Below are 25,040 nucleotides of genomic sequence, written 5' to 3' on the forward strand. Positions count from 1 at the left end.
GGAAGAAGTGTAACAGGGTTTGTCCGCCCCTTGACAAGGTCACAGCACCAACCGACTATAGCTACAGCCTGTTTGGCGTACTAATAACAATATCCTGATAAGAGTTCCTATGAAAAAATCCCTGCTCGTGCTGGCTTTGACCAGCGGTTTTGCGTTGGCTGATGAAGGCATGTGGATGCCACAACAATTGCCAGAAATTGCCTCGGAATTAAAAGCGGCTGGTCTTGAACTGGATCCGGCTAACCTGACCAAACTCACCGAATTCCCAATGGCGGCTATTGTCAGCCTGGGCGGCTGTTCAGCGTCTTTTGTTTCACCACAGGGTCTGGTTGCCACTAACCACCACTGTGTTTATAACAGCATTGCGCACAACTCAACGGCTGAAAACGACCTGCTGAAAAACGGCTTTTTAGCCAAAACGCTGGCTGAAGAAGTGCCGGCAGCACCGGGTAGCCGGATCTTTGTTACCAAGGCCGTAGATAAGGTGACGGAGCGCGTTATCGATGCGAAAACCGCGAAATTAACCGGTAAAAAGCGGCTCGATGCCATTGAAGCGAATCAGAAAGCCATCGTTGCCGACTGTGAACAGGATGCCGGTCACCGTTGTACCGTAGCCGCGTTTTATGGCTCGCTGGAATACTACCTGATTAAACAGCTGGAAATTAAAGATGTGCGTCTGGTGCATGCACCGGCTGAAGGCGTTGGCAAATTCGGTGGCGACACCGACAACTGGATGTGGCCACGCCACACCGGCGATTACAGCTTCCTGCGCGCCTATGTCAGCCCGGATGGTAAGTCTGCCGACTTCCACAAAGATAACGTACCTTATACGCCGGATTTCCACCTGAAACTGGCGAAAGACGGCTTAAAAGAGGGTGATTTTGTGATGGCGCTGGGCTACCCCGGTCGCACCAACCGCCATCGTTTACCGTCAGAAGTTGCCGATACCTTCGATTGGAGCTACCCCACTACGGTGCAATATCTGGGCGAGCTGCTAGAGATTATTGGCCGTGAAACGGCTAACGATCGCGATGCGGCGCTGAAATATGCCAGCCGCGTCGCAGGATTAAATAACGTGCTGAAAAATCGTCAGGGTATGCTGGATAGCTATGCCGAAAGTGACTTTTTACAGCGCAAACAGGCCGAGCATCAGGCGCTAAAAGACTGGGTTAACAGCGACCGAGCTAACAAGCAGGCCTATGCCAAAGATTTAGCCGCGATCGAGAAGCTGTTAGAGCAACAGCAATCAGAAGGTCGCAGTAACTTCTTACTGGCCAATGCAGCACCGCGTTTGCTGGGCACAGCCCGCAGTCTGTACCGGCTGGCCAACGAGAGCACCAAGCCAGATGCTGAGCGTAAAGCCGGTTTCCAGCAACGTGACTTACCTCGCTTCCAGGCCTTTATGGCTGGCATGGACCGCACCTTTGACGTGCGGGTTGAAAAAGCGATGGACCTGCATAACCTGAAAAAATATGTTGCTCAGCCGAAAAAGCAGCGTAATGCTGATTTCGATAAAGCGATGGGCATTCAGGATAATATGACAGAAGCCGCCTTAGTGGCGCTGATCGATAGCTGGTATGCCAATACTAAGCTGACCGACCAGGCCGAGCGGTTGGCATTGTTAAGTGCCAGCCCGCAAGACTTTGCTGGCAAACAGGATGCCTTTATCAAAGCAGCAGTCGCGCTGTATAAAGCGGATCTGAAACGCGAAGCTGAGCAGGAAGAGCTGGCTGGTAAAATCCAGCAAGCCTATGCCAGCTATATGCGCGCCAAAATTGCCTTTATGCAGTCTCAGGGCAAAGCCGTTTACCCGGATGCCAACAGCACCTTACGGGTAACTTATGGCAACGTAACAGGTCGTGCGCACGGTAACGAAGACGGTAATGCCTGGGCCGCCTTTACGACATTACGTGGTATTACTGCTAAAGCGACCGGTGAAGGTGAGTTTAATGCGCCGCAAAATCAGTTAGAGGCGATTAAAGCGAAGAACTACGGTCCTTATGCCGTAACCGCGCTTAATTCGGTGCCGGTTAACTATCTGGCGACACTCGATATCACTGGCGGTAACTCGGGCTCAGCCATTCTGAACAGCAAAGGTGAATTTGTTGGTCTGGCCTTCGATGGCACCCTGGACTCAATTATTTCCGATTGGGATTTCAATCTGACGAACACCCGTTCGATTCAGGTGGACCTGCGCTTTATGCTGTGGCAAATGCAGCAAGTCGATAAAGCTGACAATCTGTTACAAGAGATGGGCGTGCAATAAGCCCTTGCTGATAAAAACCTCCGCTTAAGCGGAGGTTTTTGTTTTTACATGACGTTACAGCCTAAACGCTGAAAATAATCGTCGAGTAACTGTCGCGCAGTATCGATAGTGTTCAATTCGTCCGGCTCCCGCAGAATACTCAGATAGAGTCCCATCATATAGGCTTTTAACGCCAGTGCCGCGCGTTGTTCGTTAAGGTCAGCGGCCACCAGCCCCAGCTTTCTGGCTTGGCGAAAGAGCCCCTCACAACGCAGTTTTATGCGTAGGTGCAGATCCAAATTATGCTGATGTAAATCAGCCAGTTCCCCAACCTGCTCGCAGCGGGTTAACAGGATCGCATGCACCCGGTAGTGCCGTTCGTCTTCGAACAGTTGCAGCAAGCTGGCCAGACACATCTGATATAACGCCTGCAGCGGATTGGCTTCTTGCTCAATTTTTTGTTCAAACATCCGCTCCATCGGCAGTTTTACCCGCTGTAACATGGCTTTAAACACACTGACCTTATCGGTAAAATGCCAATAGATGGCGCCACGGGTGAAGCCACCGGCACGGGCAATCATTTCCAGTGAGGTTTTGGCATAACCGTGCTGCAAAAACATCCATTCCGCAGCATCTAAGATTTTATCGCGGGTATGTTCTGCATCCGCTTTACAGGGTCTGGCCATTGACTTTCCACTACACGACTGTACAACTAACGCCACAAACTAACATTCATGTATGTTTGTATCAACTATTTCTCGACCGGCAACCCGGTAGCAGCGATGGGGCTGGATGCATTCACCTTTGCGGCTTTGCCAGTTTGCGGTTTAGCTTAGTTTAGTTACGCTGCAGCAGCTCAGCGGCTAACCTGACAAAGTCTGAAGACGTCAAAATCCCCAGCAGCTTGTTTTGACTATTCACCACTGGCAGGCAACCATGCCGGTTTTGCACAAAAAAACTGGCGACCTGCTGCAGGCTTTGCTCCGGCGTCACCGTCGCAAAGTCTGTTAGCATTAATTCAGCAACCAGCTGCTGTTTTTCCTTACGCTCCAGGGCGCTGGCACCGTATTTGGCGAGCAGGCTCATCACCGCAGCAATCATCACTTTTTGGGTCAGCATCCCCACTAACTCGCCATTATCTTCAATAACCGGAATATGGCGGATATTTTTTTCGCGCATTAAATCATGGGCTTCTTTTAGCGTTGAGGCACGTTTTACTGATAATGGATCGGCAGTCATTAAATCAGCGACGGTGGTAATGTTCATTTCAGGCTCCCTTTACTTGATATGGTTTCTGGCGCATAACTGCGTCTTAATTGCCTGTATTAGTTATAGCGAATTATTGGCCGCTGCGACGCGCGCCAGATCAAATAAGGTTTGTTTTTTTCGCACTCAACTTGAACCTTGCTCATTTTTTGAATCTGGTTCATAATTTCGCATCCTTCATAAAACTGGTTGATCAGATGACGGTTAACGAACGTAAGGAGCGGCAACGCTTCGACAGAGAACAACTGTTTTTGGATAAAGCAGCCCAACTTATCGCCAGTGAGGGCATCCTGCAATTACAGATGGCGCCGCTGGCCAGAGCTTGTGAGTACGCGACCGGTACCCTGTATCAGCATTTCAGCTCGAAAGAAGATTTATTGTTAGCACTGGTAGCCCGCAACGGCTGCAACCAGTTGAAATTGTTTCAACAGATCGCTGCTTTAGCAATTTGTAACCGCCACAAGATCCTGGCGCTTTGCGTTGCCGAAGAGCTGGCACGGGAGTATCACCCCAGCCACGCCAGGCTGGAGCAATACGTTTTTACTGAGGTAGTTTGGGAAAATGCCTCCGCCAGCCGGCGCCAGATGATTCTGGATAACAGCAAACCTTTGTCAGAGCTGGTCAGTGGTATTGTCGGTGCTGCCCTGGCCGCCGGCGAGCTGCCAGATCATCAGTGTACCGCTCTGGAGCTGTCGATAGCCCCCTGGGCACTGTGCACTGGGAGCCATAATCTGGAACAAACCTCCGGCTTACTGGCCGCTTTTGGCTTGAATAAAGATCCATTGCAACGCTATCGCCATATGCACCTGCTACTAAATGGTATGCAGTGGCAACCGTTACAGGATTTAAACGACACCGCGGCGTTAGCCGCACAGTTACAGCAGTTACGACAACAGGTTGCACCGTTATTTAGTGGGCTTTGTCAGCTCACTGTGGAATAGATTTTACTTTCGTTAATCGGGCCAGCGCCCTTGCAAGGAGATATCATGCTTAAGCGTATGATTATTATGCTTATCCTCGTTACTGTGTTATTTGGCGGTATTTTCGGTTACAAAGCCGTCGGTAATTACTTTATGAATCAGTTCTTCGACAATATGCCCATGCCGCCGGCAGCGATAACCGCCAGCACGGTCAGCGCGGCACAGTGGCAACCGGCCGTAAATGCTATCGGCAGCTTTGCTGCCGTGAATAGCACCGAACTGACCACCGAAGCCAGCGGCATTATCAGTAGCATTCGCTTCGACAACGGCGCGTTAATTAAAAAAGGCGAACTGTTAGTACAACTGGACGATAGCGTCGACCAAGCTGAGCTGGCCCGGTTAAAAGCTGCCGAGCAGTTAGCCAAACTGGAGCAAAGCCGCCTGGAGCGTTTATTCCGCGATAAGGGAGTATCGGAGCTGGAGCTGCGCCGGCGCGAAAGTGAAGCCGCTCAGGCCAGCGCTGCTGTCGCCTCACAACAGGCACGTATTGCGCAAAAATCGCTGTACGCGCCCTTTGATGGTGTGGCCGGTATCCGTCAGGTCAGTCTTGGGCAGTTACTGACTGGCGGCACAACTGTCGTTAGTTTGCAGTCGCTGGACCCGATTTATCTGAACTTTACTCTGCCTGAGCAACAACTGGCGCTGATTGAAGTGGGTAAACCCTTAACGGTAAGGGTAGATGCTTATGGCGAACAAGCATTTAACGGTACAATCACCGCCGTCGCACCGGGCATTCGCGAATCAAGCCGCAGTATTGAAGTGCAAGCTACCTTTGCCAATCCGCAGCAGTTATTGCGCCCGGGTATGTTTGCCCGCGTCAGTATGACCACCGGTGAACCCAATACCGTTACCCTGATCCCACAAACCGCAGTGCAGTTTAACCCTTATGGCAACTCGGTGTTTGTGATCACCGAACAGGATGGCCAACAGATTGCACAACAGCGTTTTATTCGCACCGGTGAAGCGCGCGGCGATTTAATTGCCGTCACAGCCGGTCTGGAGCCGGGTGAGCAGGTCGCGACCTCGGGCTTGTTAAAACTGCGCAATGGCGCCGTGGTAAATATCGTTGAGAACAGTCAGGCTGAGCCCAGTGCTGAGCTGACCCCGACACCGGCTAACCAGTAAGGATTGCAGTATGCGCTTTACCGATATCTTTATTAAAAAGCCGATCCTGGCCAGTGTGGTCAGTCTGCTGATCCTCCTGCTGGGCCTGCGCGCCATCTCCGAAATGAATGTGCGGCAGTTTCCGGAAATCAAAAATGCGGTAGTAACGGTTAGTACCGTCTATGTCGGTGCTGATGCCGATCTAATCCAGGGCTTTATTACCACACCACTGGAGCGCGAAATTGCCGCAGCCGAAGGCATAGATTATCTGGTTTCTAACTCAGTATCCGGGGTCAGTACGATTCAGGCTTATCTGCGCCTGGACTATGATCCGAATGAGGCATTAACTCAGATTGCGGCCCAGGTGAATAAAATTCGCTCTGAACTGCCGGAAAATGCCCGCGACCCGGTCATTTCACTAAAAGTTGGCCAGAACGTGGCCGCGATGTATCTGTCGTTCTACTCAGAAGTGCTGGGGAACAATCAGATCACCGACTACCTGGTACGGGTGGTGGAGCCGCAGCTGGCGACGATACCGGGGGTGCAACGCGCCGAAATTCTGGGTGCCCGCACCTTCGCGATGCGAATTTGGCTGGATCCGGTGAAGCTTGCTGCCTATAACCTGACCGGATCAGACGTCAGTGCTGCACTACGTGGCAACAACGTACTGGCCGCTTTGGGCAGCACTAAAGGTCAGATGGTGGCGGTAGACTTAAATGCCGCAACCGATTTACGCTCAGCGGCTGAGTTTGAGCAACTGATTGTCAGCAGTGATGGCGCCGCGGTGGTACGACTGAGTGATGTAGCAACCGTTGAGCTGGGTGCAGAAAGTTATGACAGCTCGGTCAGCTTTAATGGTTTGGCCGCCACCTTTATGGGTATTGAAATTTCACCGGATGCCAATGCGCTGGATGTGATTGCCGAAGTACGTAAAGTTTGGGATCGCGATATTATCCCGCAGCTGCCACAGGGGCTGGATGCCGATATTCCGTATGACTCCACTGAATATATTGAAAACGCTATCGACGAAGTCGTGATTTCAATTGTGCTGGCGCTGGTGATTGTCGTACTGGTGATTTACGCCTTCTTAGGCTCGATGCGCAGTGTGATTATTCCGGCCGTGGCGATACCGGTATCGCTGGTGGGGACTTTCTTCTTAATGTGGATTCTGGGTTTCTCAATTAACCTGCTGACGCTGCTGGCGATGGTACTGGCAATCGGTATCGTGGTTGACGATGCGATCATTATGCTGGAAAACGTGCACCGTTTTATCGAGGAAGGCCATTCCCGCATCGATGCTGCGATTATGGGTGCACGCCAACTGGCCTGGCCGATTATCTCGATGTCGACCACACTGGTGGCGGTATTCCTGCCGATTGGTTTTGTTGGCGGCTTAACCGGCGTACTCTTTGTTGAGTTTGCCTTTACCTTAGCCGCTTCGGTGATCCTGTCAGGGGTAGTCGCACTGACACTGTCACCAGTAATGTGTGCCTATATCCTGAAACCACACAGTACTGACGGTAAAAAAGAAAAGTCGCTGGAGGCTTGGCTGGATGCACGTTTTGAGCAGTTGCGCAGCGCATACCAGCGGCAGTTACACAGTACGCTAAACACGATGCCGGTAGTGCTGACCTTTGCCGCCGTGGTACTGGTGTCCTGCTATTTTCTGTTTGTGACCAGCCCGTCCGAGCTGGAACCTGCCGAAGATCAGGGCTTTGTATTCTCAATTCTCAGTGCAGACAGTTACGCTACCCTGGATTATCTGGAGCGCAACACCGCTGAACTGAATAAATTACCGGCACAAGCACCCGAGATCCGCAACGTCTTTATTATCAATGGTATGGGCGGCACTAATACTGCTATCGCCGGCTTTGTGCTGGCGCCCTGGGATCAGCGTGAGCGCACCACCGCTCAGGTGCTGGAGCAGAATATTCAGCCGCATCTGGCCGGTATTCCGGGCTTAAACGCCTTTGCACTGGTACCGCCTTCGCTGCCCTCTTCTGGTGATGGTACGCCGATTGAGTTTGTGATTGGCTCAACCCAACCGTTCGCTGCCTTACAGGAAGTCGCACAAGAAATTCTGGGCCGGGCCATGGCATCGGGGCGCTTTATCTTTGTTGATAGTGACTTAAAAATCGACAAACCGAAGCAAACCGTGCTGGTCGACCGCGAAAAAGCTGCGCTGATGGGCGTCTCAATGCAGCAATTGGCGGCAGATTTAGGCTCGTTACTGGCCGGTGCCGATGCTGGCCGCTTTGCACTGGATAACCGCTCGTACCGGGTTATTCCGCAAATCGAGCGCAGTGAGCGGCTGAATCCGGCGCAGTTAAAGGACTACTATACCCGTAATCAGCAAGGCGAGCTGATCCCGCTATCCACGCTGGTGACGCTGCAGGAATCGGTACAACCCCAAGCCTTACGCGGCTTTCAGCAGCTAAATGCGGTAAAAATCTCCGGCGTACCACGCCCGGGCGTGCCCTTAGGTGAAGCCCTGGCGGTGTTGGATAATATTGCCGCTGAAGTCATGCCAGCCGGCTTTAGTATTGATTATGCCGGTCAGTCACGGCAGTACAAGCAGGAAGGTCAGCAACTGGTGATTACCTTCTTCTTTGCCCTGATTGTGATTTTCCTGGTGCTGGCAGCCCAGTTCGAATCGTACAAAAACGCCATTATCATTATGGTCACGGTACCGATGAGTGTCTGCGGCGCGCTGATCTTTACCAGCCTGGGTTTTACCAGCATTAATATCTACACCCAGGTCGGTCTGCTGACCCTGGTCGGTCTGATTGCCAAGCACGGTATTCTGATTGTTGAATTCGCTAACCAGTTGCAACAGGAGGGTAAGTCGAAGCGTGACGCCATTGAAGAGGCCACCGCGCTGCGGCTACGCCCGATTCTGATGACCACAGCGGCAACCGTGCTGGCGGTGATCCCGCTACTGGTCGCCACCGGTGCCGGTGCAGCCTCGCGCTATGCGATGGGCGTAGTGATTGCCAGCGGTATGACCATCGGCACTTTCTTTACGCTCTATGTGGTTCCGGCGATGTACCTGTTGTTGGCGCGTGACTATCGCCAGCAACCGGAAAAAGAAGTGACTGAGCAATAACTTCGCAAGACCAAGGCGGCTGCGGCCGCCTTTTTTAATCCGCGCTTAGTGCTTGGGATTTTTACTAAGCGTGCTGCCCAGCGAGGCGCTGATCACCAGCAAAATAGCCAGCCACTGGGTCAGTGTGAGCAATTCAGCCAACAATAAGAACCCTGCCAGGGCGGCAATTGCCGGCTCTAAACTCATTAACACACTAAAACTCTTTGCCGGTAACGCCTTTAACGCCACCATTTCCAGACTATAAGGTAAGGCACTGGACAGCGCCGCTACTGCGATTGCCAGCGGAATAACCTGCCAGCTAAATAAGCTGCTACCGGCACTAACTAAACCAATCGGGACTAAAAAGGCCGCAGCAACGGTCATCCCTAGGGCAACCGTAATGCCGCCTGAGGCCAGATTACCAGCGCGCTGGCCAAATAAAATATACCCCGCCCAACAGGCGCCGGCAGCCAAAGCTAACATGACCCCAACCGGATCCAACGCATCAACACTGGTCATATCTGGCAGTAACAGCAAGATCCCGCCCAAGGCTAACGCCACCCAGAGCAAATCCAGTTTCCGCCTGGAAGAAAACAGTGCTACCGCCAGGGGCCCGGTAAATTCCAGAGCGACACCAATGCCCAGCGGAATACGGGCGATAGCCAGATAAAAGAGCAAATTCATACCACCCAGGCAGGCGCCGTACACGATCACGGAGCGCCAGCCACGCCCCTGCGGTAGCTGCCGCCAGGGCCGGAATACCAGCCATAGCATCAAAGCCGAAAAACCGACCCGCAGCGCTGTGGTGCCCTCAGGGCCAATTACTGGAAAGAGTTGCTTGGCAATCGAAGCCCCACTTTGAATGGTGACCATTGCCAGGAGTACGCTGGCAACAGCCAGCCAAACCGCCTTGTTGGTTTGCATAACGACCTTGTTCGGATCCGGAATAGTGATATTTTACGCCATTCCCAAGCAAGCGTGTTGTGCTTTCAAGCATTGCACCGAAAACAGGCAACATGCCTGCTTCTGGCGCAAACAGGCAATAATAAAACCTCTCTCTCCCGAAGCATTGTCTTGGTAAATTCATCGTTCTGTTAAGCCTTTGTCATCAGCTGCCAGCAGAATATTCAAGCTGGCACATTACCTGCTATTAACCTGATAGTCTCAGTCACAGCGGAGCGCAATATGGAAAGCTTATCCCGCCGTAATCACCCGTTACGTGATGTACTGGATAAAGAATTACAGCAGCGCACCTTTGGCTCTATTAGCGCGCCCTGCCGGCTGTGCCACTTTATGCTGACAGTCAGCCCGGCATTACGCAGTGTGGAGTTGACGCTAATGCAACAACTGGCGCAACAGCAAGGTAAACAACTCAGTGATAATGCTCAGGATCTGACGCTGCCACTGTACGGTTTATGGCTGCGCTGGGAGCGGCATGGCGAATTCTCCAGCTATACCTTTATCCGCCCAGGCATCGCAGAGCCCTGGTTTGATGATCCACTGAGTTTTTTACCCAGCCGTGACTGGTTCAGCGAGCTACCGGGACAAATCTTCCGGATTGTGCAATTAACGATTTTAACCGCAGAGCAGTCACCGGCGGACACCTTAATCCGGCAAAGCTTTAATGCCGATAACTGTATCAGCAGTGAGTTAGCCGGCGGCCAGGCACGGATCTGGACTGATTTCCAGAAGCATGCTGAAGGCGCCGGTCGGATGCTGCTACTAAGTAAAGGTTTGACCGGCGACGCACTCGGCCGGCTGGCGCAACAACTGTTCGACCTGGGTAACTACCGTAAGCTATCGCTGCTGGGTTGGCCACTGGCTCGCCAGAGCCTGCAGCAGCTGAGCGAGCTCGAATTACAACTGGCTGGTTTAACCCAGAGTATTGAGCTGCAACAACGTAGTGATGAACAGTTACTGCATGATATTACCGGTTTGGCCGCGGCCACCGAGCGACTGATCGCCGAAAATAGCAACCGCTTACAGGCGACAGCGGCTTACTATCAGCTGACGTTGGATCGATTAAAGGCACTGCAGGAAAGTCCGCTCGCGGATCATCTGTCATTACAGGACTTTACCGAAAAGCGCCTCACCCCGGCGTATCGTACCAGTGAGGCAGTGCAGCGGCGGCAGCAGCTGCTGTCCAGCCGGCTGGGGCGTTGTACGGAGTTATTACGCACCCGGCTTAATCTGAAACTGGAGCAACAGAATCAGCAATTGCTAAGCTCAATGGAACAAAAAGCCAAACTGCAACTGAAGTTGCAGCAAATGGTGGAAGGCTTTTCGCTGGTTGCGATCAGCTATTACGCGGTACAGTTGGCCATAAAACTGCTAAGCAGCCTGCAATACTGGTGGCCTGAGCTTAACGTCGGACGCTGGCAAAGTATCGCCATTCCTGTCATTATTATTGGCGTGGCGGGGTTGCTGCGTTATCAGGCCGCCCGCTTAAAACGGAGTCTTTAAGGAAAGAGCGGCTTGACTGGCAATCTTAAGTGGATCCCCCTGCTGTTATTATTACTGGCACAGCCAGTAATCGCCGATGACAGCAAACCCGTGCAGCGGTTAAGTCCGCAAAGGCAGGCTTTGCCTGAGACCAAAAATACCGCACCACAGATCCTGGTTTATAAAAGTCAGCGCGAAGATGGTTCAGCTGTGTTTTCTGACCGGCCGCCTGCCAATCAGCAATATGAATTGCTGCGTTTCGATTGCTATGCCTGTGCGGTAAGCTCACCGATTGACTGGCATACAACACCCTTATTTCAACGCCGCTTCGCCCGGCTGATTGAACAGGTCGCTTCCGAGCTGGTATTAGATCCGGCGCTGATTCGCGCCGTTATTCATGCCGAGTCGGCCTTTAATCCACAAGCCGTCTCGCGGCGCGGCGCACAAGGTCTGATGCAACTGATGCCACAAACCGCCAGTATGCTGGGGGTCGCTGATCCAAGCCAACCGGAGCAAAATATCCGCGGCGGTAGCCGCTATCTGCAGCAACTTATCGATAGTTTTGATGGCGATCTGCGCCTGGCATTAGCCGCTTATAATGCCGGTCCGGGCGCGGTAAAACGCTTTGGCGGTGTCCCCCCTTATCCGGAGACCACCGCCTATATCGAGCGGGTATTGATTCTTCAGCAGCGCTATGCCGGTGGCTGAGCCGGTTTCACTGGTTTTGCCAGCAGTGCGGCCTTCATCAGATCTTTCCAGGATACCAACCCTAGCAAACGCTGCTGTGGATCTGCCACCAGTAAGCAACTGATATTATTTTCCACTAACAGGCTCGCCGCCTGCCGCACACTGGTGTCCGGCAGCACAGTAATAACGGGGGTTGACATGACCTGATGCACTTTACGGGTACGCATCATCAGGCCAGTAGCCTGTTCACCGGCCGCCTCCATCAGCGGGCTCAGCTCTTTGAAATAATCTTTCACCGAGACAATACCAACCACCCGATCCATACTATCGACCACCGGGACATGCTGGAACCGGGCCTGACTGAATACCGAACGCAGTGACGCCAGATTGGCATCACCGGAAGTGGTTAATAATCGGGTTCTGGGCGTCATAATCGCCAGTAATGACATGTCAGACTCCGTTAGTCTTTATCCAAGCCGTCGAGGGTGACACCCGATAAAAAGCCCGAACCTTTCACTTCATTATTGCGTAATTTGATCATCAGACGCAGATCATTTGGCGAGTCAGCATGGTGGATAGCATCGGTATAGCTGATGGTTCCCCGTTGATACAGGTCGTACAGTGCCTGATCGAAGGTTTGCATCCCCAGCTCGCGCGATTTCGTCATAACTGCTTTAATTTCACCAATCTCGCCTTTGCTAATCAGGTCGGCAACAAAGGGCGTATTCAACAGGACTTCAATTGCTGCCACCCGGCCGTGGCCATCTGCTGTCGGGATCAATTGCTGGGCAACAATACCACGTAAGTTTAACGATAAATCGAATAACAACTTATCATGCATCTCTTTCGGTACCAGGTGCATAATACGGTCTATCGCCTGGTTAGCATTGTTGGCGTGCAAGGTGGCGATACAAAGATGACCCGTCTCGGCAAAGGATAACGCAAATTCCATGGTTTCCTGCGAGCGGATCTCACCAATCAGAATCACATCCGGTGCCTGGCGCAGTGAACTCTTCAACGCGGCGTCAAAAGACTCAGTATCAATCCCCACTTCGCGCTGGGTAATTAAGCTGCGACCATGTTCATGCACAAATTCAATCGGATCTTCGATGGTCAGAATATGACCTTTGGCATTTTTATTGCGATAACCAATCAGTGCTGCCAGCGAGGTCGATTTACCGGTACCGGTACCACCGACAAACAGCACCAGGCCGCGTTTGGACATAATCACTTCTTTTAAAATCGGTGGCAGCCCCAAGTCTTCCACATTAGGAATGGTGGTAACAATACGCCGCATTACCATGCCGGCTTTGTCACGCTGCCAAAACGCCGAAACCCGGAAGCGGCCGGCATCATTGTGAATCGCGAAGTTACACTCTTTTTGCGTATTAAATTCGTGCTGTTGCTTTTCTGACATCACCGACAATACCAGCGCCAGCGAATCAATTTCGGTCAAGGGTTTATCATCAATAGGTGTTAACTCACCATTGATCTTTGCCGCCACCGGCATACCGGCGGTAACAAAGAGGTCAGACGCTTTAAGCTCGACCATTTTTTTCATGTAATTAACGATCTGCATACTTACCTCTAAAACCGGCCCATGGCACCGAAGGTATTCTTATCCTGCGCCTTGGCAGCAGCATCTTTTTGAGTGACCAAACCGCGGTTAACCAGATTGACTAAACATTGGTCCATGGTCTGCATACCATGAGCAGCGCCAGTCTGAATCACCGAATACATTTGGGCAATTTTATCTTCACGGATCAGATTTCGGATTGCTGGCACGCCAACCATAATTTCATGAGCAGCGATCCGGCCCCCCCCCACTTTCTTCAGCAGTGTTTGCGAGATAACGGCTCTGAGCGATTCCGATAACATCGAGCGCACCATATCTTTCTCCTCACCCGGGAAGACGTCGATAATCCGGTCGATGGTTTTTGGTGCTGAGGTGGTGTGCAGAGTACCAAAGACTAAGTGACCGGTTTCGGCGGCAGTCATCGCGAGGCGAATGGTTTCTAAGTCCCGCAACTCACCGACCAGGATCACATCCGGATCTTCGCGCAGGGCTGAGCGCAACGCATTACTGAAGCTATGGGTGTCACGATGTACTTCCCGTTGGTTGATCAGGCTGAGTTTGTTGCTGTGTACGAATTCGATCGGATCTTCAATGGTCAGAATATGATCAAAACGGCTGCTGTTGATATAGTCAATCATTGCCGCCAGAGTGGTACTCTTACCCGAGCCGGTTGGCCCGGTAACCAGGACTAAACCACGCGGGTTCTCGGCGATGGTTTTAAAGATATCCGGCGCGCCCAAATCGTCTAAGGTCAGCACCTCGCTGGGAATGGTACGGAAGACGGCAGCTGCACCACGGTTTTGCACAAAGGCATTGACCCGGAAACGGGCTAAATTCGGAATTTCAAAAGAAAAATCCGATTCGAGCCGCTCTTCGTACTCTTTACGCTGTTTGTCAGTCATAATTTCATAAACCAGTGCGTGCACTTCTTTATGATTCAGTGGCGGAATATTGAGTTTCCGCACATCACCGTCGACGCGGATTAACGGCGGTACACCGGCAGAAAGGTGCAAATCTGACGCTTTATGTTCCACACTAAAGGCTAATAATTCGGTAATATCCACAACCAGCAACTCCAACTTACCTATTTATGATGAATAACATAGCAGAACAACTGGCCCTCGCCTATCAGCAACTGCACAAATTCAGTGAAAGCCGCCCCGCAAGCTGGCCGCAGCCAAGGTTGATTGCGGTGAGCAAAACCAAACCGGTGGCCGACATTGTCGCCGCCTATGCTGCAGGTCAACGTCAGTTCGGCGAGAATTATCCGCAGGAACTGGCCAGTAAAGCCGCAGAACTAACCCATTTGGGTGAGTTAGAATGGCACTTTATCGGCCCGCTGCAGTCAAACAAGACCAAATTAGTCGCAGAAACCGCCAGCTGGGTGCACAGCATCGACCGGGAGAAAATCGCCCGTCGCTTGTCGGAACAACGCCCGCCGCAGCTGCCACCATTAAAGGTGTTGTTACAAATAAATATCAGCGCCGAAACTTCAAAAGCCGGTATTACGCCGGCTGAAATGCTCTCGCTGGCAGCGGCTGTGGCAAGCCTGCCCGGATTACAACTCTGTGGTTTGATGGCGATCCCGGAGGCACAGGGTAAAAACCTGGAGCAGGATTTTGCTGCGATGCAGCAGTTATCCCAGCAGTTACAGCAACTTTATCCACAAGCTATTGAATTATCTATGGGAATGTCAGATGACTGGCCACTGGCTCTGCGATATGGTGCAACTATGATAAGATTAGGTACCGCAATTTTTGGCGCAAGGAATTATGACAAGCATGAATGATAATAGGGTAGCCTTTATCGGCGCAGGAAATATGGCACGTTGTGTCATTGCAGCTATGGTTAAGGCCGGTTATCCGGTTGAAAATATTATGGCCGCTAATCGTAGCGAACCGAAACTATTAGCTCTGCAGGCAGATTTTGCGATTACCACCAGTTTAAGTAATAGTGAAGCGGCGCGCTGGGCCGACGTAATTATACTGGCGGTTAAGCCGCAGATGATGCAACAGGTGTGTGAACAGTTACTGGCAGAAGTACCAGAATGCCAGGAAAAATTGTTTGTTACGCTGGCTGCCGGCTTACCGGTAGCACGTTATGAGGCCTGGCTGGGTGAAATCCGGTTAGTCCGGGCCATGCCCAATACGCCCTCGCTGGTCGGTTTAGGTGTAACCGGTTTGTTCCCCAGCCGTTGCTCTAATTATGAAAGGGCCTTTGTTGACCATATCTTCAGCGGCACCGGGATGCGGGTGTGGCTGGAACAGGAAGCACAAATTAATCATATTATTGCTGTGACCGGCAGTGCTCCCGCCTACTTCTTTTACTTTATGCAGGCGATGCAACAAAAAGCTGAAGAATTGGGGTTTAACAACACCGAAGCTAAAGCCATGGTGGCACAAACTGCGTTAGGTGCCGCAACGATGGCATTACAAAGCGAACACAGCTTTGCCGAGTTACGGGCTCAGGTTACGTCCAAAGGTGGCACCACCCATGAAGCGGTCACCACCTTTAGTGAGCAGGGCTTAGAACAAATGGTAGCCAACGCCATGCAAGCGGCAATTGCGCGCGCTGAGGCCATGGCCAAGACGCTTTAAATTGGGAGCAGACAGATGAACGCCGTAATTTTTCTGATTAATACCGCTTTTACGCTCTATTTAATGGTGGTGATGTTGCGTTTATGGTTACAGCTGGCCCGTGCTGATTTCTATAATCCATTCAGTCAGTTTGTGGTAAAAGCCACCAACCCTTTGGTGCTGCCACTGCGTAAAGTTATCCCAAGCCTCGGCCAGCTGGACACCGCCACCTTACTGCTTGCTTACTTGATTGCGACAGCGAAATATATTGTATTACAGCTGGTGTTTTCGCCAGAGCTAAATCTGGGGGTAAGTTTTATTTTGGGTGCTTTGTTGCTGTTCAAAGAAGCCTTGAATTTGTTGTTCTGGGTACTGGTGATCCGCGCCATTATGAGTTGGTTTAGCCAGGGCCGTAACCCACTGGAACAGGTGTTTCATCAGCTAACAGAGCCTTTTTTAGCGCCGGTACGCCGTATTATTCCGCCCCTCGGTGGCCTGGATTTGTCGGTATTATTTGTACTGATTGCGCTGCAGTTTATTAATATTTTGCTGGCTGACTGGTTTAGACTGGTTTAATCGGAGTCCATCATGAGAAAATTAAGCTTAATGCTCAAAGGGGTAATGATACTGGCCGTGTTTTTAATGCAACCCGCGCAGGCGGAGCAGAAAAAAACGCTCGGTAACTGGGATATCCATTATATTGCCTTTAACTCCACCTTTTTAACGCCAGACGTCGCCCGAGCGGCTAACCTGAGCCGTAATAAAACTAATGCCATTATTAATATTTCGGTATTGGATAGCCAAAGCCAGCAAGCGCAACAAGTGGTAATCAGTGGTATTGCCCGTAACCTGCTGGGTCAGCAACGTGAGTTGACTTTTCGCGAAATTAAGGACGGTGACGCCATTTACTACATTGCGGTGATGCCATTTCGTAACGAAGAGCAGTTCCGCTTTAGCCTGGATATCCGCCAGGGTAATCAGCGCCAGCAACTGAACTTTGACCAGAAACTCTATACCGAATAGGACCTGCTGATGCAAAAAGTGGTATTGGCCACCGGTAATGCCGGCAAAGTCGCAGAATTGTCGGCCATGCTGACGCCCTTTGCGCTGGACATTGTGCCGCAAACCGTACTTGGGGTTAGTGATGCCGATGAAACCGGCCTGACCTTTGTCGAAAATGCGCTGTTAAAGGCCCGCCATGCAGCACAAATCACCGGCTTACCTGCGATTGCCGATGATTCAGGTCTCGCCGTTGCTGCTCTGGGCGGCGCGCCTGGCATCTACTCAGCGCGCTATGCCGGTGTTGGTGCCGGCGATCAGGCTAATATTGATAAGTTATTGCAAACAATGAATAGTGTTCCGGCCAGCCAACGTCAGGCGGCTTTTCATTGTGTGCTGGTATATTTGCAGCATGCAGCGGATCCGACCCCACTAATTTGCCATGCTAGCTGGCAAGGCGAAATCGCGTTGTCGCAAAGCGGTAGTGGTGGCTTTGGTTATGATCCGGTGTTTTATCTGCCTGAACTTGGCAAAACCGCAGCTGAACTGAGCAAAGCAGAAAAGCAACAGCTGAGCCATCGCGGCCAGGCCCTGCGACAACTGGTTGCCGCGCTGCAGGTTAAGGAGCGCGCGCTTTGAGTTTAAGCCTGCCGCCGCTATCACTTTATATCCATATTCCCTGGTGTATACAGAAATGTCCTTACTGTGATTTTAATTCCCATGCCGTAAAACAAGGGATCCCGGAGCAGGAATATATTGCCCACCTGCTGGCCGATTTAGATCAGGATCTGCCACTGGTTGCTGGCCGTCAGCTTAGTAGTATTTTTATCGGCGGCGGTACGCCCAGTGTGTTTAGCGCCGCCGGTATCACCCAAATTCTCGAAGGGGTAAAACTGCGGCTCCCTGTCGCTGCGGATTTAGAAGCGACAATGGAGGCCAATCCGGGCACCTTCGAAGCAGAGCGCTTTGCTGGCTATGTTGCCGGCGGTGTGACCCGTTTCTCAATCGGTGTGCAGAGCTTTCAAAGCGAACAACTAAAAGCTTTGGGACGCATTCATAATGCCGAAGAAGCCAAAGCCGCGGCGCGGCTGGCTGCTACCCTGCCACTGCAGAGCTTTAATCTGGATCTGATGCATGGTTTGCCTGGTCAGACACTGGCAGGCGCCCTGGCTGATTTGCAGCAAGCCATCGACCTTAACCCTCCGCATTTATCCTGGTATCAGCTGACGATTGAGCCGAATACCGCCTTTGCCAGCCGGCCACCGGTGTTACCCGAGGATGAGTTGTTATGGGATATCCAGCAGCAGGGTGCTGAGCTGCTGGCTGCAGCCGGTTATCAACAATATGAAACTTCAGCCTACAGCCAAGCCGGTCATCAGTGCCGGCATAACCTGAATTACTGGCGCTATGGCGACTATCTGGGTATTGGCTGTGGCGCTCACGGCAAAATTACCCTGCCTAGCCGCAACAGTATTCTGCGTACGGTGAAAATTAAACATCCGAAAGGCTATATGGATTTAAGCCGTGGTTATCTGGACGAGCGTACTCAGGTTGAGCCGGAAGATCGGCCCTTTGAATTTTTTATGAACCGCTTTCGCTTACTGGAGCCCTGCCCAATCAGTGACTTTAGCGCGCTGACCGGTTTACCCTTGGCTAGCATCAGCGCGCCTTTGGCAGAAGCTGAGCAAAAACAACTGATTACAGTAAGCCCGCAGCATTGGCAAATTACCGCCAAAGGTGCCCGCTATCTGAATGATTTACTGACACTCTTTATTTAAATAACCAAACAGAGGTCTGTTATGCGACAACATCTTCCCCTGAAAACCGCGGCCTTGCCGCTGCTGCTAAGTAGCTTACTGCTCAGCGCCTGTGGCCCAAAGACGGCTGAGCCTTCAGCAGTCGTTCCCGCCGCAACAGTCCAACAAGTTGATCAAAATGAACGCGCCAATGCGCTGTTTGAGCAAGTCTTTAATGAGCGGGTGCAGCGTAATCCGGTATTACAAACCAGCCTGGGTATTAAAGATGACTATGATAAATGGCAGGACCTGTCTGATGCGGCGTTTGAGGCAGAACTGGCGCTTACCCGTCAGCATCTGGCCTTACTGGAAGCTATTGATGTTGCCGCCCTGGATAAACAAACCCGCTTAAGTTATCAGTTAATGCAGAAGCAGCTGCAGGAAATGCTGGACGATGCACGCTGGCGTCTGTACAGCTATCCGGTAAATCAGATGTTTGGCGTGCATTCACAGGTGCCAGCACTATTAATCAACCAACATAAAATTGACTCTGTTGACGATGCCAAGGCGTATATTGCCCGTTTAAATGCCGTGCCGGAATTATTCCGCCAGTTACAGCAACTGCTCACGCAAAGTGCCGAAGCCGGTATCATAGTGCCGAAGTTTGTATTTCCGCATCTGTATTCAGCCAGCGAAAACCTGCTACAAGGCGCGCCCTTTTCAGAACAAGGCGACAGTACCCTACTGGCAGACTTTAGTGCCAAAGTTTCGGCGCTGCCGTTATCAGAGCACGAGCAAAAGCTGTTGCTGGATGAAGCCAGAGTGGCACTGATTACCAGTGTTGGGCCGGCCTATCGCAGTCTGATCAGCTTTTTACAGCAGTTAGAGCAGCAAGCCGGTACCGATGATGGCGTCTGGCGCTTTCCGGAAGGCGCCGCCTTTTATCAGAATCGGCTGGCCCGGATGACCACCACCGATTACAGTGCTGAGCAGATCCATCAGCTTGGGCTGCAACAGGTCGAGCGTATTCATAGCGAGATGCGGCAAATTATGCAACAGGTCGGCTTTGCCGGCGATCTGGCCGAGTTTTTTGTGTTTATGCGCGAGGCACCACAGTTTTATTATCCGGATACTGAAGAAGGCCGCGCGGCTTATCTGGCTGAGGCCACCGCAGTGATTGACGATATGCGTACCAGGTTGGATGAGCTGTTTTTGGTTAAGCCCAAGGCGGAGATGATCGTCAAAGCTGTTGAACCCTTTCGTGAGCAGACCGCCGGTAAAGCCTTTTATCAGCGCCCCTCAATGGATGGCAGCCGACCCGGTGTTTACTATGCTAATTTGTACCGCATGAGCGATATGCCTAAATACCAGTTGGAAGCACTCGCCTATCATGAAGGTATTCCGGGCCACCATATGCAGCTGGCCATTGCGCAGGAACTGGAGGGTATTCCGAAATTCCGCCGCTTTGGTGGTGCCACTGCTTATATTGAGGGTTGGGGCCTGTATTCTGAGTTGCTACCAAAAGAAATTGGCCTTTATCAGGACCCCTACTCTGATTTTGGCCGGTTGGCGATGGAATTATGGCGCGCTGCCCGTCTGGTAGTCGATACCGGTATTCACGCTAAAAAATGGAGCCGCGAACAGGCGATTCAGTATTTGGTCGATAACACCCCTAACCCGGAGGGAGACGCGGTAAAAGCCATCGAGCGCTATATCGTGATGCCGGGGCAGGCTACCGCTTATATGGTGGGTATGATTAAAATGCTGGAACTGCGCGAGCTGGCGAGAACTGAACTGGGTGAACGCTTTGATATCCGCGAGTTTCACAACGTCGTATTGCAAAACGGTGCTGTGCCACTGGACGTGCTGGAGCAGCTGGTCAGAGACTATATTGCCGCCAAAGGCGACTAACTGATGCTATTGCGCTGGTTGTTCTGGCAACCAGCGCCTGAGGGTAACGGATGATCACACTTCATTACTATGATCCAGAGTTAGGTGGCTGGCAGCAACAGCATATTACTCGTCTGCCAGATACCGCCCGGCATACTCCCCCTTTATGGTTGGATTTGCATAGCGCGACAGCAGCGGAAGAACAGCAATTGCTGCAGGATCTGCAGATTGCCCCGACGATGGCAGAAGACTTCAGTCGCGAGCGACACCCACCCAAATTTGAAGCACAGCATGACTTTGCGTTGTTAATCCTGCGCGGCTATGCCGATCCGGACTTTAGCGAGGTAACCCAACATGCCCAAGTTAATCTGCTGTTTTCACGCGAGGTGTTGATTTCAAAGGTGCAATGCCCGGACCCCGCTTTGCTGGCACAATTACAACCACAACTGGGTATGCTGAACAGTAATCAACTCAGCGATTGGGTTAAACAGCTGCTGGTAGCGGTCTCTGCCAGTTATCTGGGCAAGCTACTCAGTTTTGAAGATGAGCTGAGCGAGATTGAAGATCGGATGCTGCACAAAGGCAATGATGAACTCATGGCAACGATGATGCGCTATCGCTCAGTACTACGTAAAGTCCGGCGTAATCTGGCGTATCAGAAAGATATTTTTGCCGATGCATTGTATGAAGAGCAGCATGTGCTGTTTAAACACTTTGCGCTGGCTGACTTGCGCGATTTTTATGAAAAGTTTGAACGTCTGCATTCCATGACTGAAATGTACTACGATCAATTAAGCGATTTAGTACACGGCTATCTTTCTACCACCTCGCATCAAATTAACGAGCGGATGAAAGTGCTGACCATCGTGAGTAGCATCTTTATTCCGCTGACCTTTCTGGCGGGTGTCTACGGCATGAATTTTCGCTATATGCCAGAATTAGAGGCAGAAAACGGCTACTTTATTACGCTGTTTATTATGGGAGCGCTTGGCGTGGGTAGCTTGCTGTGGTTTAAATTCAGAAAGTGGTGGTAATAATTGCTAGCGATGTACAGGAGTCTTTATGGTTGACCACCCGCATTTAGATCTGGAAGAGATTGTCCGCGACAGCTTTGACGAAGATGAGCTGCAACAACTGCTGGCCCGCTTAACCGAGCTGGAGCCGGCCGAGCTGGCACTGGCATTGGAATCGATGCCGCTGGAACAACGCCTGAATTGCTACCTTGGCCTGGCCGTCAGCGATCAGATTGATGCGCTGATGTCTATGCGGGTCGACGCCCGGGAAAATATTTTCCGTCAATTGGACGACCAGCAACTGCGTACCCTGGTTGAGGAAATGGACGTTGATGCCCTACTGGAACTTCTGGATGAACTACCGACCCGACTTTATGATTATGCCTGCTCGCGGCTGGATGCCAGTCAAAGGCGCTGGTTAGAAACTGCGTTAACCTATGACGAAGACCAATGTGGTCGCTATGCCGATCATGACCTGCTGATAATTAACAAAAACGCCCGGGTTCGGGATGCGATCCGATTATTTCAGAACCTGCCGGATGATACGGAATATCAGGATACGCTGTTTGTGATTGACCGCACCGGTCGCTATGCCGGCCAGATCCAGGCCAGCCGTTTGCTGGGACAAGCGACGCATTTACCGGTCGATCCGCTGATCGATCATGACGCACCTGTGGTAGAGGGTGAACTGGACCTGGATCAGGGTTCAGATATTGTCTCGCGCTCGGGTTATACCGCACTGGCGGTGGTCGACAGCGACGGCAAGTTATTGGGCAGACTCTCGATTGGTGAAGCGCTAGAAAATGTCCGTCGCAGCCTGGAAAGCCAGTTTATGCATACCGCCGGTCTGGACGAAGAAGAAGACTTATTTGCCCCTATTATGATCAGTGCTAAACGCCGCGCACTCTGGCTTGGTATTAATCTGCTGACAGCATTTCTGGCAGCCTGGACCATCGGCCTGTTTGAAGCCACCTTACAGCAAGTGGTTGCCTTAGCTGTACTGATGCCGATTGTCGCCAGTATGGGCGGGATTGCCGGTAGCCAAACGCTAACGCTGATGATTCGGGGCCTGGCACTGGAGCAGATTACCGAACAAACCTATATGGCGCTGCTGCGTAAAGAAATGGGCGTAGCAGCGTTAAACGGTGTGCTCTGGTCAGTGGTCATTGCCATCATTACCTACTTCTGGTTTGGTGATTGGCTGATTGGCGGTATTATCGGCGCCGCTATCGTGATTAATATTGTGATTGCAGCGGTATCCGGCGTTTACATACCACGCTGGTTAGACAAACTGAATATCGACCCCGCCCTGTCTGGTTCAGTGATCCTCACTACGGTCACTGATGTGGTTGGTTTTTTTGCGTTCCTGGGCTTAGGTTCATTGTTTTTACTGGCATAATAGGGTCTCTAGCTGCCACCGCAGGCAGTGCTAACTGTTGTTCCACGCTTCGCGGAACAGGAGCCGATATGAAAATAGCGATTTTATCGCGCAACGCAGAGCTTTACTCAACCAAGCGTTTAGTGGAAGCCGCCACTCTGGCCGGACATGAAGTAAGGGTCATTGATCCCTTAATGTGTTATATGAATATCAACCGTATCAACTCGTCTATTCATTATAAAGGCGAGGTACTGGAGGGCTTTGATGCGGTGATCCCACGCATTGGCGCCTCAATCACCTTTTATGGTACCGCGGTATTGCGCCAATTTGAAATGATGGGGGTGTATGCGCTGAATGAGTCCGTGGCAATTGGCCGTGCCCGCGATAAGTTACGCTCACTACAATTATTAGCCCGTCAGGGTATTGGCTTACCTGTTACCGGCTTTGCCGATAAGCCTGGCGATATCCCTGACTTGATTGATATGGTGGGTGGTGCGCCGCTGGTGATTAAATTACTCGAAGGGACTCAGGGTATCGGTGTGGTGCTGGCTGAAACCCGCACTGCCGCCGAGAGTGTGATTGACGCCTTTATGGGGCTTAACGCACATATTTTGGTACAGGAATATATTAAAGAAGCCAATGGCGCCGATATTCGCTGTTTTGTGGTCGGCGATAAGGTCGTCGCGGCCATGAAGCGCCAGGCTAAAGCCGGCGAGTTTCGCTCCAATCTGCACCGTGGTGGGACCGCGACCAAAGTCAGCCTGACGCCGGAGGAACGCCGTACTGCACTGGCAGCGGCCAAAACCATGGGGCTGGATGTGGCTGGTGTAGACTTGTTGCGTTCAAATCATGGCCCGGTGGTAATGGAAGTCAACAGCTCTCCGGGTCTGGAGGGTATAGAGAGCGCTACTGGCAAAGATGTCGCCGGCGCCATTATTCAGCATCTGGAAAAACGGGTCAGCAGTTTTAAAGGCCGCAAGCCGGCCAAAACCAAAGGAACCGGCTAATGACTGAGCAACGCGCGTCTTTTTTCCTCGGCGACAGCCAGATCCCCCCCGGCAGCCGGGCAGTTGTGGATATCCCGTTTGGCAAACTTTACACCCACACTGAACTGAATATCGGCGCTCATGTGGTGCATGGCCGTCAGGATGGGCCAATCTTACTGGTGACCGCAGCCCTGCACGGTGATGAAATTAACGGCGTTGAAATCTGCCGCCGCTTACTGAAAGTACCGCGTTTAAATCGGCTACGGGGTACATTAGTAGTGGTACCCATTGTTAATACCTATGGTTTTGTACAACAGTCGCGTTACCTGCCGGATCGCCGGGATTTAAACCGCAGTTTCCCCGGTAGCGAAAAAGGCTCGCTGGGTAGCCGGATGGCCTTTCAGTTTACCGAACAAATTTTGCGCAAATGTACACACGCCATCGATCTGCATACCGGTGCCATTCACCGGAGTAACCTGCCTCAGGTGCGCGCCAGTGCCAAAGACAAAGTGGCGCTGAGTATGGCAGAGAGCTTTAACGCCCCTATTATTATTAAAGCAGCCAGTCGTGACGGCACTATGCGTGGTACGGCAAACAACCTGGGCATTCCGATTTTGCTGTATGAAGCAGGCGAAGCGCTGCGCTTTGACGAACAATCGATCAAAATCGGCGTTAGGGGTATCGTTAATGTGATGCAACAATTGGGCATGCTGAGCCGCGGCAAACGGCTGGGTAAAACGCGTTCGTTATTTTCCAAGAAAAGTAGCTGGGTGCGCGCTGAGCATGACGGCATTGCCCGCTATTACGTTAGTCTGGGGCAAACGGTACAGCAAGGCGATTTGCTGGCGCATATTTACTCGCCCTACTCCGATTTTGAAGTGGCCGTTACCGCAACGCTGTCCGGGGTCATTATCGGCCGCACCAACCTGCCGCTGGTGAATGAGGGGGAGGCCTTATTTCATATTGCCGAAGTCAGCTCGCTGGCGGAAGCAGAAAAAACCCTGGATGCCATCAGTGACGAAGTCGATAATGCGATGCCACTGTCGTTAACAGATGAGTACGGCGTCGTCTGAGCGT

23 protein-coding genes are annotated in these 25,040 nt (G+C 51.8%); 17 read left to right on the forward strand and 6 right to left on the reverse strand.

Annotation, left to right across the window (positions count from 1 at the left end; translation table 11 throughout):
* The first annotated feature begins 109 nt into the window (after positions 1-109).
* A complete protein-coding gene (locus AAY72_RS00290) occupies positions 110-2,266 on the forward strand; it encodes a S46 family peptidase (RefSeq protein WP_057785120.1) in 2,157 nt (718 codons plus the stop codon).
* Between the two features lie 44 nt (positions 2,267-2,310).
* Here AAY72_RS00290 and AAY72_RS00295 read toward each other — a convergent pair whose 3' ends face one another.
* Both AAY72_RS00295 and AAY72_RS00300 read right to left on the reverse strand, forming a co-directional pair.
* Positions 2,311-2,931, reverse strand: coding sequence for a TetR family transcriptional regulator (locus AAY72_RS00295; protein ID WP_057785121.1), 621 nt, complete (start codon positions 2,929-2,931; stop codon positions 2,311-2,313).
* A gap of 151 nt (positions 2,932-3,082) precedes the next feature.
* Entirely contained in the window at positions 3,083-3,511 is a 429-nt protein-coding gene (locus AAY72_RS00300; protein WP_057785122.1) for an HPP family protein, read from the reverse strand.
* 197 nt (positions 3,512-3,708) lie between these two features.
* Between AAY72_RS00300 and AAY72_RS00305 the strand changes: the two genes are divergently transcribed.
* Genes AAY72_RS00305 through AAY72_RS00315 form a run of 3 tightly spaced genes read left to right on the forward strand, consistent with a single transcriptional unit; the run spans position 3,709 to position 8,701 of the window.
* Positions 3,709-4,452, forward strand: coding sequence for a helix-turn-helix domain-containing protein (locus AAY72_RS00305; protein ID WP_057785123.1), 744 nt, complete (start codon positions 3,709-3,711; stop codon positions 4,450-4,452).
* A 45-nt stretch (positions 4,453-4,497) separates the two neighbouring features.
* Entirely contained in the window at positions 4,498-5,616 is a 1,119-nt protein-coding gene (locus tag AAY72_RS00310; protein WP_057785124.1) for an efflux RND transporter periplasmic adaptor subunit, read from the forward strand.
* A gap of 10 nt (positions 5,617-5,626) precedes the next feature.
* Entirely contained in the window at positions 5,627-8,701 is a 3,075-nt protein-coding gene (locus AAY72_RS00315; protein ID WP_057785125.1) for an efflux RND transporter permease subunit, read from the forward strand.
* Between the two features lie 45 nt (positions 8,702-8,746).
* Here AAY72_RS00315 and AAY72_RS00320 read toward each other — a convergent pair whose 3' ends face one another.
* Entirely contained in the window at positions 8,747-9,604 is an 858-nt protein-coding gene (locus AAY72_RS00320) for a DMT family transporter (protein WP_057785126.1), read from the reverse strand.
* A gap of 261 nt (positions 9,605-9,865) precedes the next feature.
* On the opposite strand from AAY72_RS00320, the gene AAY72_RS00325 reads away from it, so the two are divergent.
* Together AAY72_RS00325 and AAY72_RS00330 are read left to right on the forward strand one after the other, a co-directional pair.
* A complete protein-coding gene (locus AAY72_RS00325) occupies positions 9,866-11,143 on the forward strand; it encodes a DUF3422 family protein (RefSeq protein WP_008984122.1) in 1,278 nt (425 codons plus the stop codon).
* Between the two features lie 12 nt (positions 11,144-11,155).
* A complete protein-coding gene (locus tag AAY72_RS00330; protein WP_057785127.1) occupies positions 11,156-11,830 on the forward strand; it encodes a lytic transglycosylase domain-containing protein in 675 nt (224 codons plus the stop codon).
* Here AAY72_RS00330 and AAY72_RS00335 read toward each other — a convergent pair.
* The 3 genes from AAY72_RS00335 to AAY72_RS00345 are packed head-to-tail and all read right to left on the reverse strand — an operon-like array spanning position 11,815 to position 14,449.
* On the reverse strand, positions 11,815-12,258 hold the full coding sequence (locus AAY72_RS00335; RefSeq protein WP_057785128.1) for an HPP family protein: 444 nt from the start codon (positions 12,256-12,258) through the stop codon (positions 11,815-11,817). The genes AAY72_RS00330 and AAY72_RS00335 overlap by 16 nt on opposite strands.
* 11 nt (positions 12,259-12,269) lie before the next feature.
* Complete coding sequence (locus AAY72_RS00340; RefSeq protein WP_008984125.1) at positions 12,270-13,388, reverse strand: PilT/PilU family type 4a pilus ATPase; 1,119 nt, start codon at positions 13,386-13,388, stop codon at positions 12,270-12,272.
* Positions 13,389-13,396: 8 nt separating this feature from the next.
* Positions 13,397-14,449 carry a type IV pilus twitching motility protein PilT gene (locus AAY72_RS00345; RefSeq protein WP_008984126.1) on the reverse strand — a complete coding sequence of 351 codons (1,053 nt, stop codon included), beginning with the start codon at positions 14,447-14,449 and terminating at the stop codon, positions 13,397-13,399.
* A gap of 26 nt (positions 14,450-14,475) precedes the next feature.
* Between AAY72_RS00345 and AAY72_RS00350 the strand changes: the two genes are divergently transcribed.
* The 11 genes from AAY72_RS00350 (at position 14,476) to AAY72_RS00400 (ending at position 25,036) form a co-directional block, all read left to right on the forward strand.
* Positions 14,476-15,174, forward strand: coding sequence for a YggS family pyridoxal phosphate-dependent enzyme (locus AAY72_RS00350; RefSeq protein WP_082628907.1), 699 nt, complete (start codon positions 14,476-14,478; stop codon positions 15,172-15,174).
* Entirely contained in the window at positions 15,167-15,982 is an 816-nt protein-coding gene (proC, locus tag AAY72_RS00355) for a pyrroline-5-carboxylate reductase (RefSeq protein ID WP_057785130.1), read from the forward strand. The genes AAY72_RS00350 and proC overlap by 8 nt, the downstream gene beginning before the upstream one ends.
* 15 nt (positions 15,983-15,997) lie before the next feature.
* Entirely contained in the window at positions 15,998-16,537 is a 540-nt protein-coding gene (locus tag AAY72_RS00360; protein WP_008984129.1) for a YggT family protein, read from the forward strand.
* A gap of 12 nt (positions 16,538-16,549) precedes the next feature.
* Entirely contained in the window at positions 16,550-16,984 is a 435-nt protein-coding gene (locus AAY72_RS00365; RefSeq protein ID WP_008984130.1) for a DUF4426 domain-containing protein, read from the forward strand.
* 9 nt (positions 16,985-16,993) lie between these two features.
* Positions 16,994-17,599 carry an RdgB/HAM1 family non-canonical purine NTP pyrophosphatase gene (rdgB, locus tag AAY72_RS00370; protein WP_057785131.1) on the forward strand — a complete coding sequence of 202 codons (606 nt, stop codon included), beginning with the start codon at positions 16,994-16,996 and terminating at the stop codon, positions 17,597-17,599.
* Complete coding sequence (gene hemW / locus AAY72_RS00375; RefSeq protein ID WP_057785132.1) at positions 17,596-18,738, forward strand: radical SAM family heme chaperone HemW; 1,143 nt, start codon at positions 17,596-17,598, stop codon at positions 18,736-18,738. Before rdgB ends, hemW begins: the two co-directional genes overlap by 4 nt.
* Positions 18,739-18,759: 21 nt before the next feature.
* Positions 18,760-20,607 (forward strand): DUF885 family protein, encoded by a 1,848-nt coding sequence (locus AAY72_RS00380; protein WP_057785133.1) that lies wholly within the window; start codon positions 18,760-18,762, stop codon positions 20,605-20,607.
* Positions 20,608-20,657: 50 nt separating this feature from the next.
* The gene (locus tag AAY72_RS00385; RefSeq protein ID WP_057785134.1) at positions 20,658-21,620 is read left to right on the forward strand and encodes a magnesium transporter CorA family protein; all 963 of its coding nucleotides are present in this window, start codon (positions 20,658-20,660) and stop codon (positions 21,618-21,620) included.
* Positions 21,621-21,648: 28 nt separating this feature from the next.
* The gene (mgtE, locus tag AAY72_RS00390) at positions 21,649-22,998 is read left to right on the forward strand and encodes a magnesium transporter (protein WP_057785135.1); all 1,350 of its coding nucleotides are present in this window, start codon (positions 21,649-21,651) and stop codon (positions 22,996-22,998) included.
* A gap of 68 nt (positions 22,999-23,066) precedes the next feature.
* The gene (gene rimK / locus AAY72_RS00395; RefSeq protein WP_008984136.1) at positions 23,067-23,984 is read left to right on the forward strand and encodes a 30S ribosomal protein S6--L-glutamate ligase; all 918 of its coding nucleotides are present in this window, start codon (positions 23,067-23,069) and stop codon (positions 23,982-23,984) included.
* Positions 23,984-25,036, forward strand: a complete 1,053-nt coding sequence (locus AAY72_RS00400) for a succinylglutamate desuccinylase/aspartoacylase family protein (protein ID WP_008984137.1) — start codon at positions 23,984-23,986, stop codon at positions 25,034-25,036. Before rimK ends, AAY72_RS00400 begins: the two co-directional genes overlap by 1 nt.
* Positions 25,037-25,040: the final 4 nt, after the last annotated feature.

The organism is Alishewanella sp. WH16-1, assembly GCF_001441695.1.
Classification (GTDB): Bacteria; Pseudomonadota; Gammaproteobacteria; order Enterobacterales; family Alteromonadaceae; genus Alishewanella; species Alishewanella agri.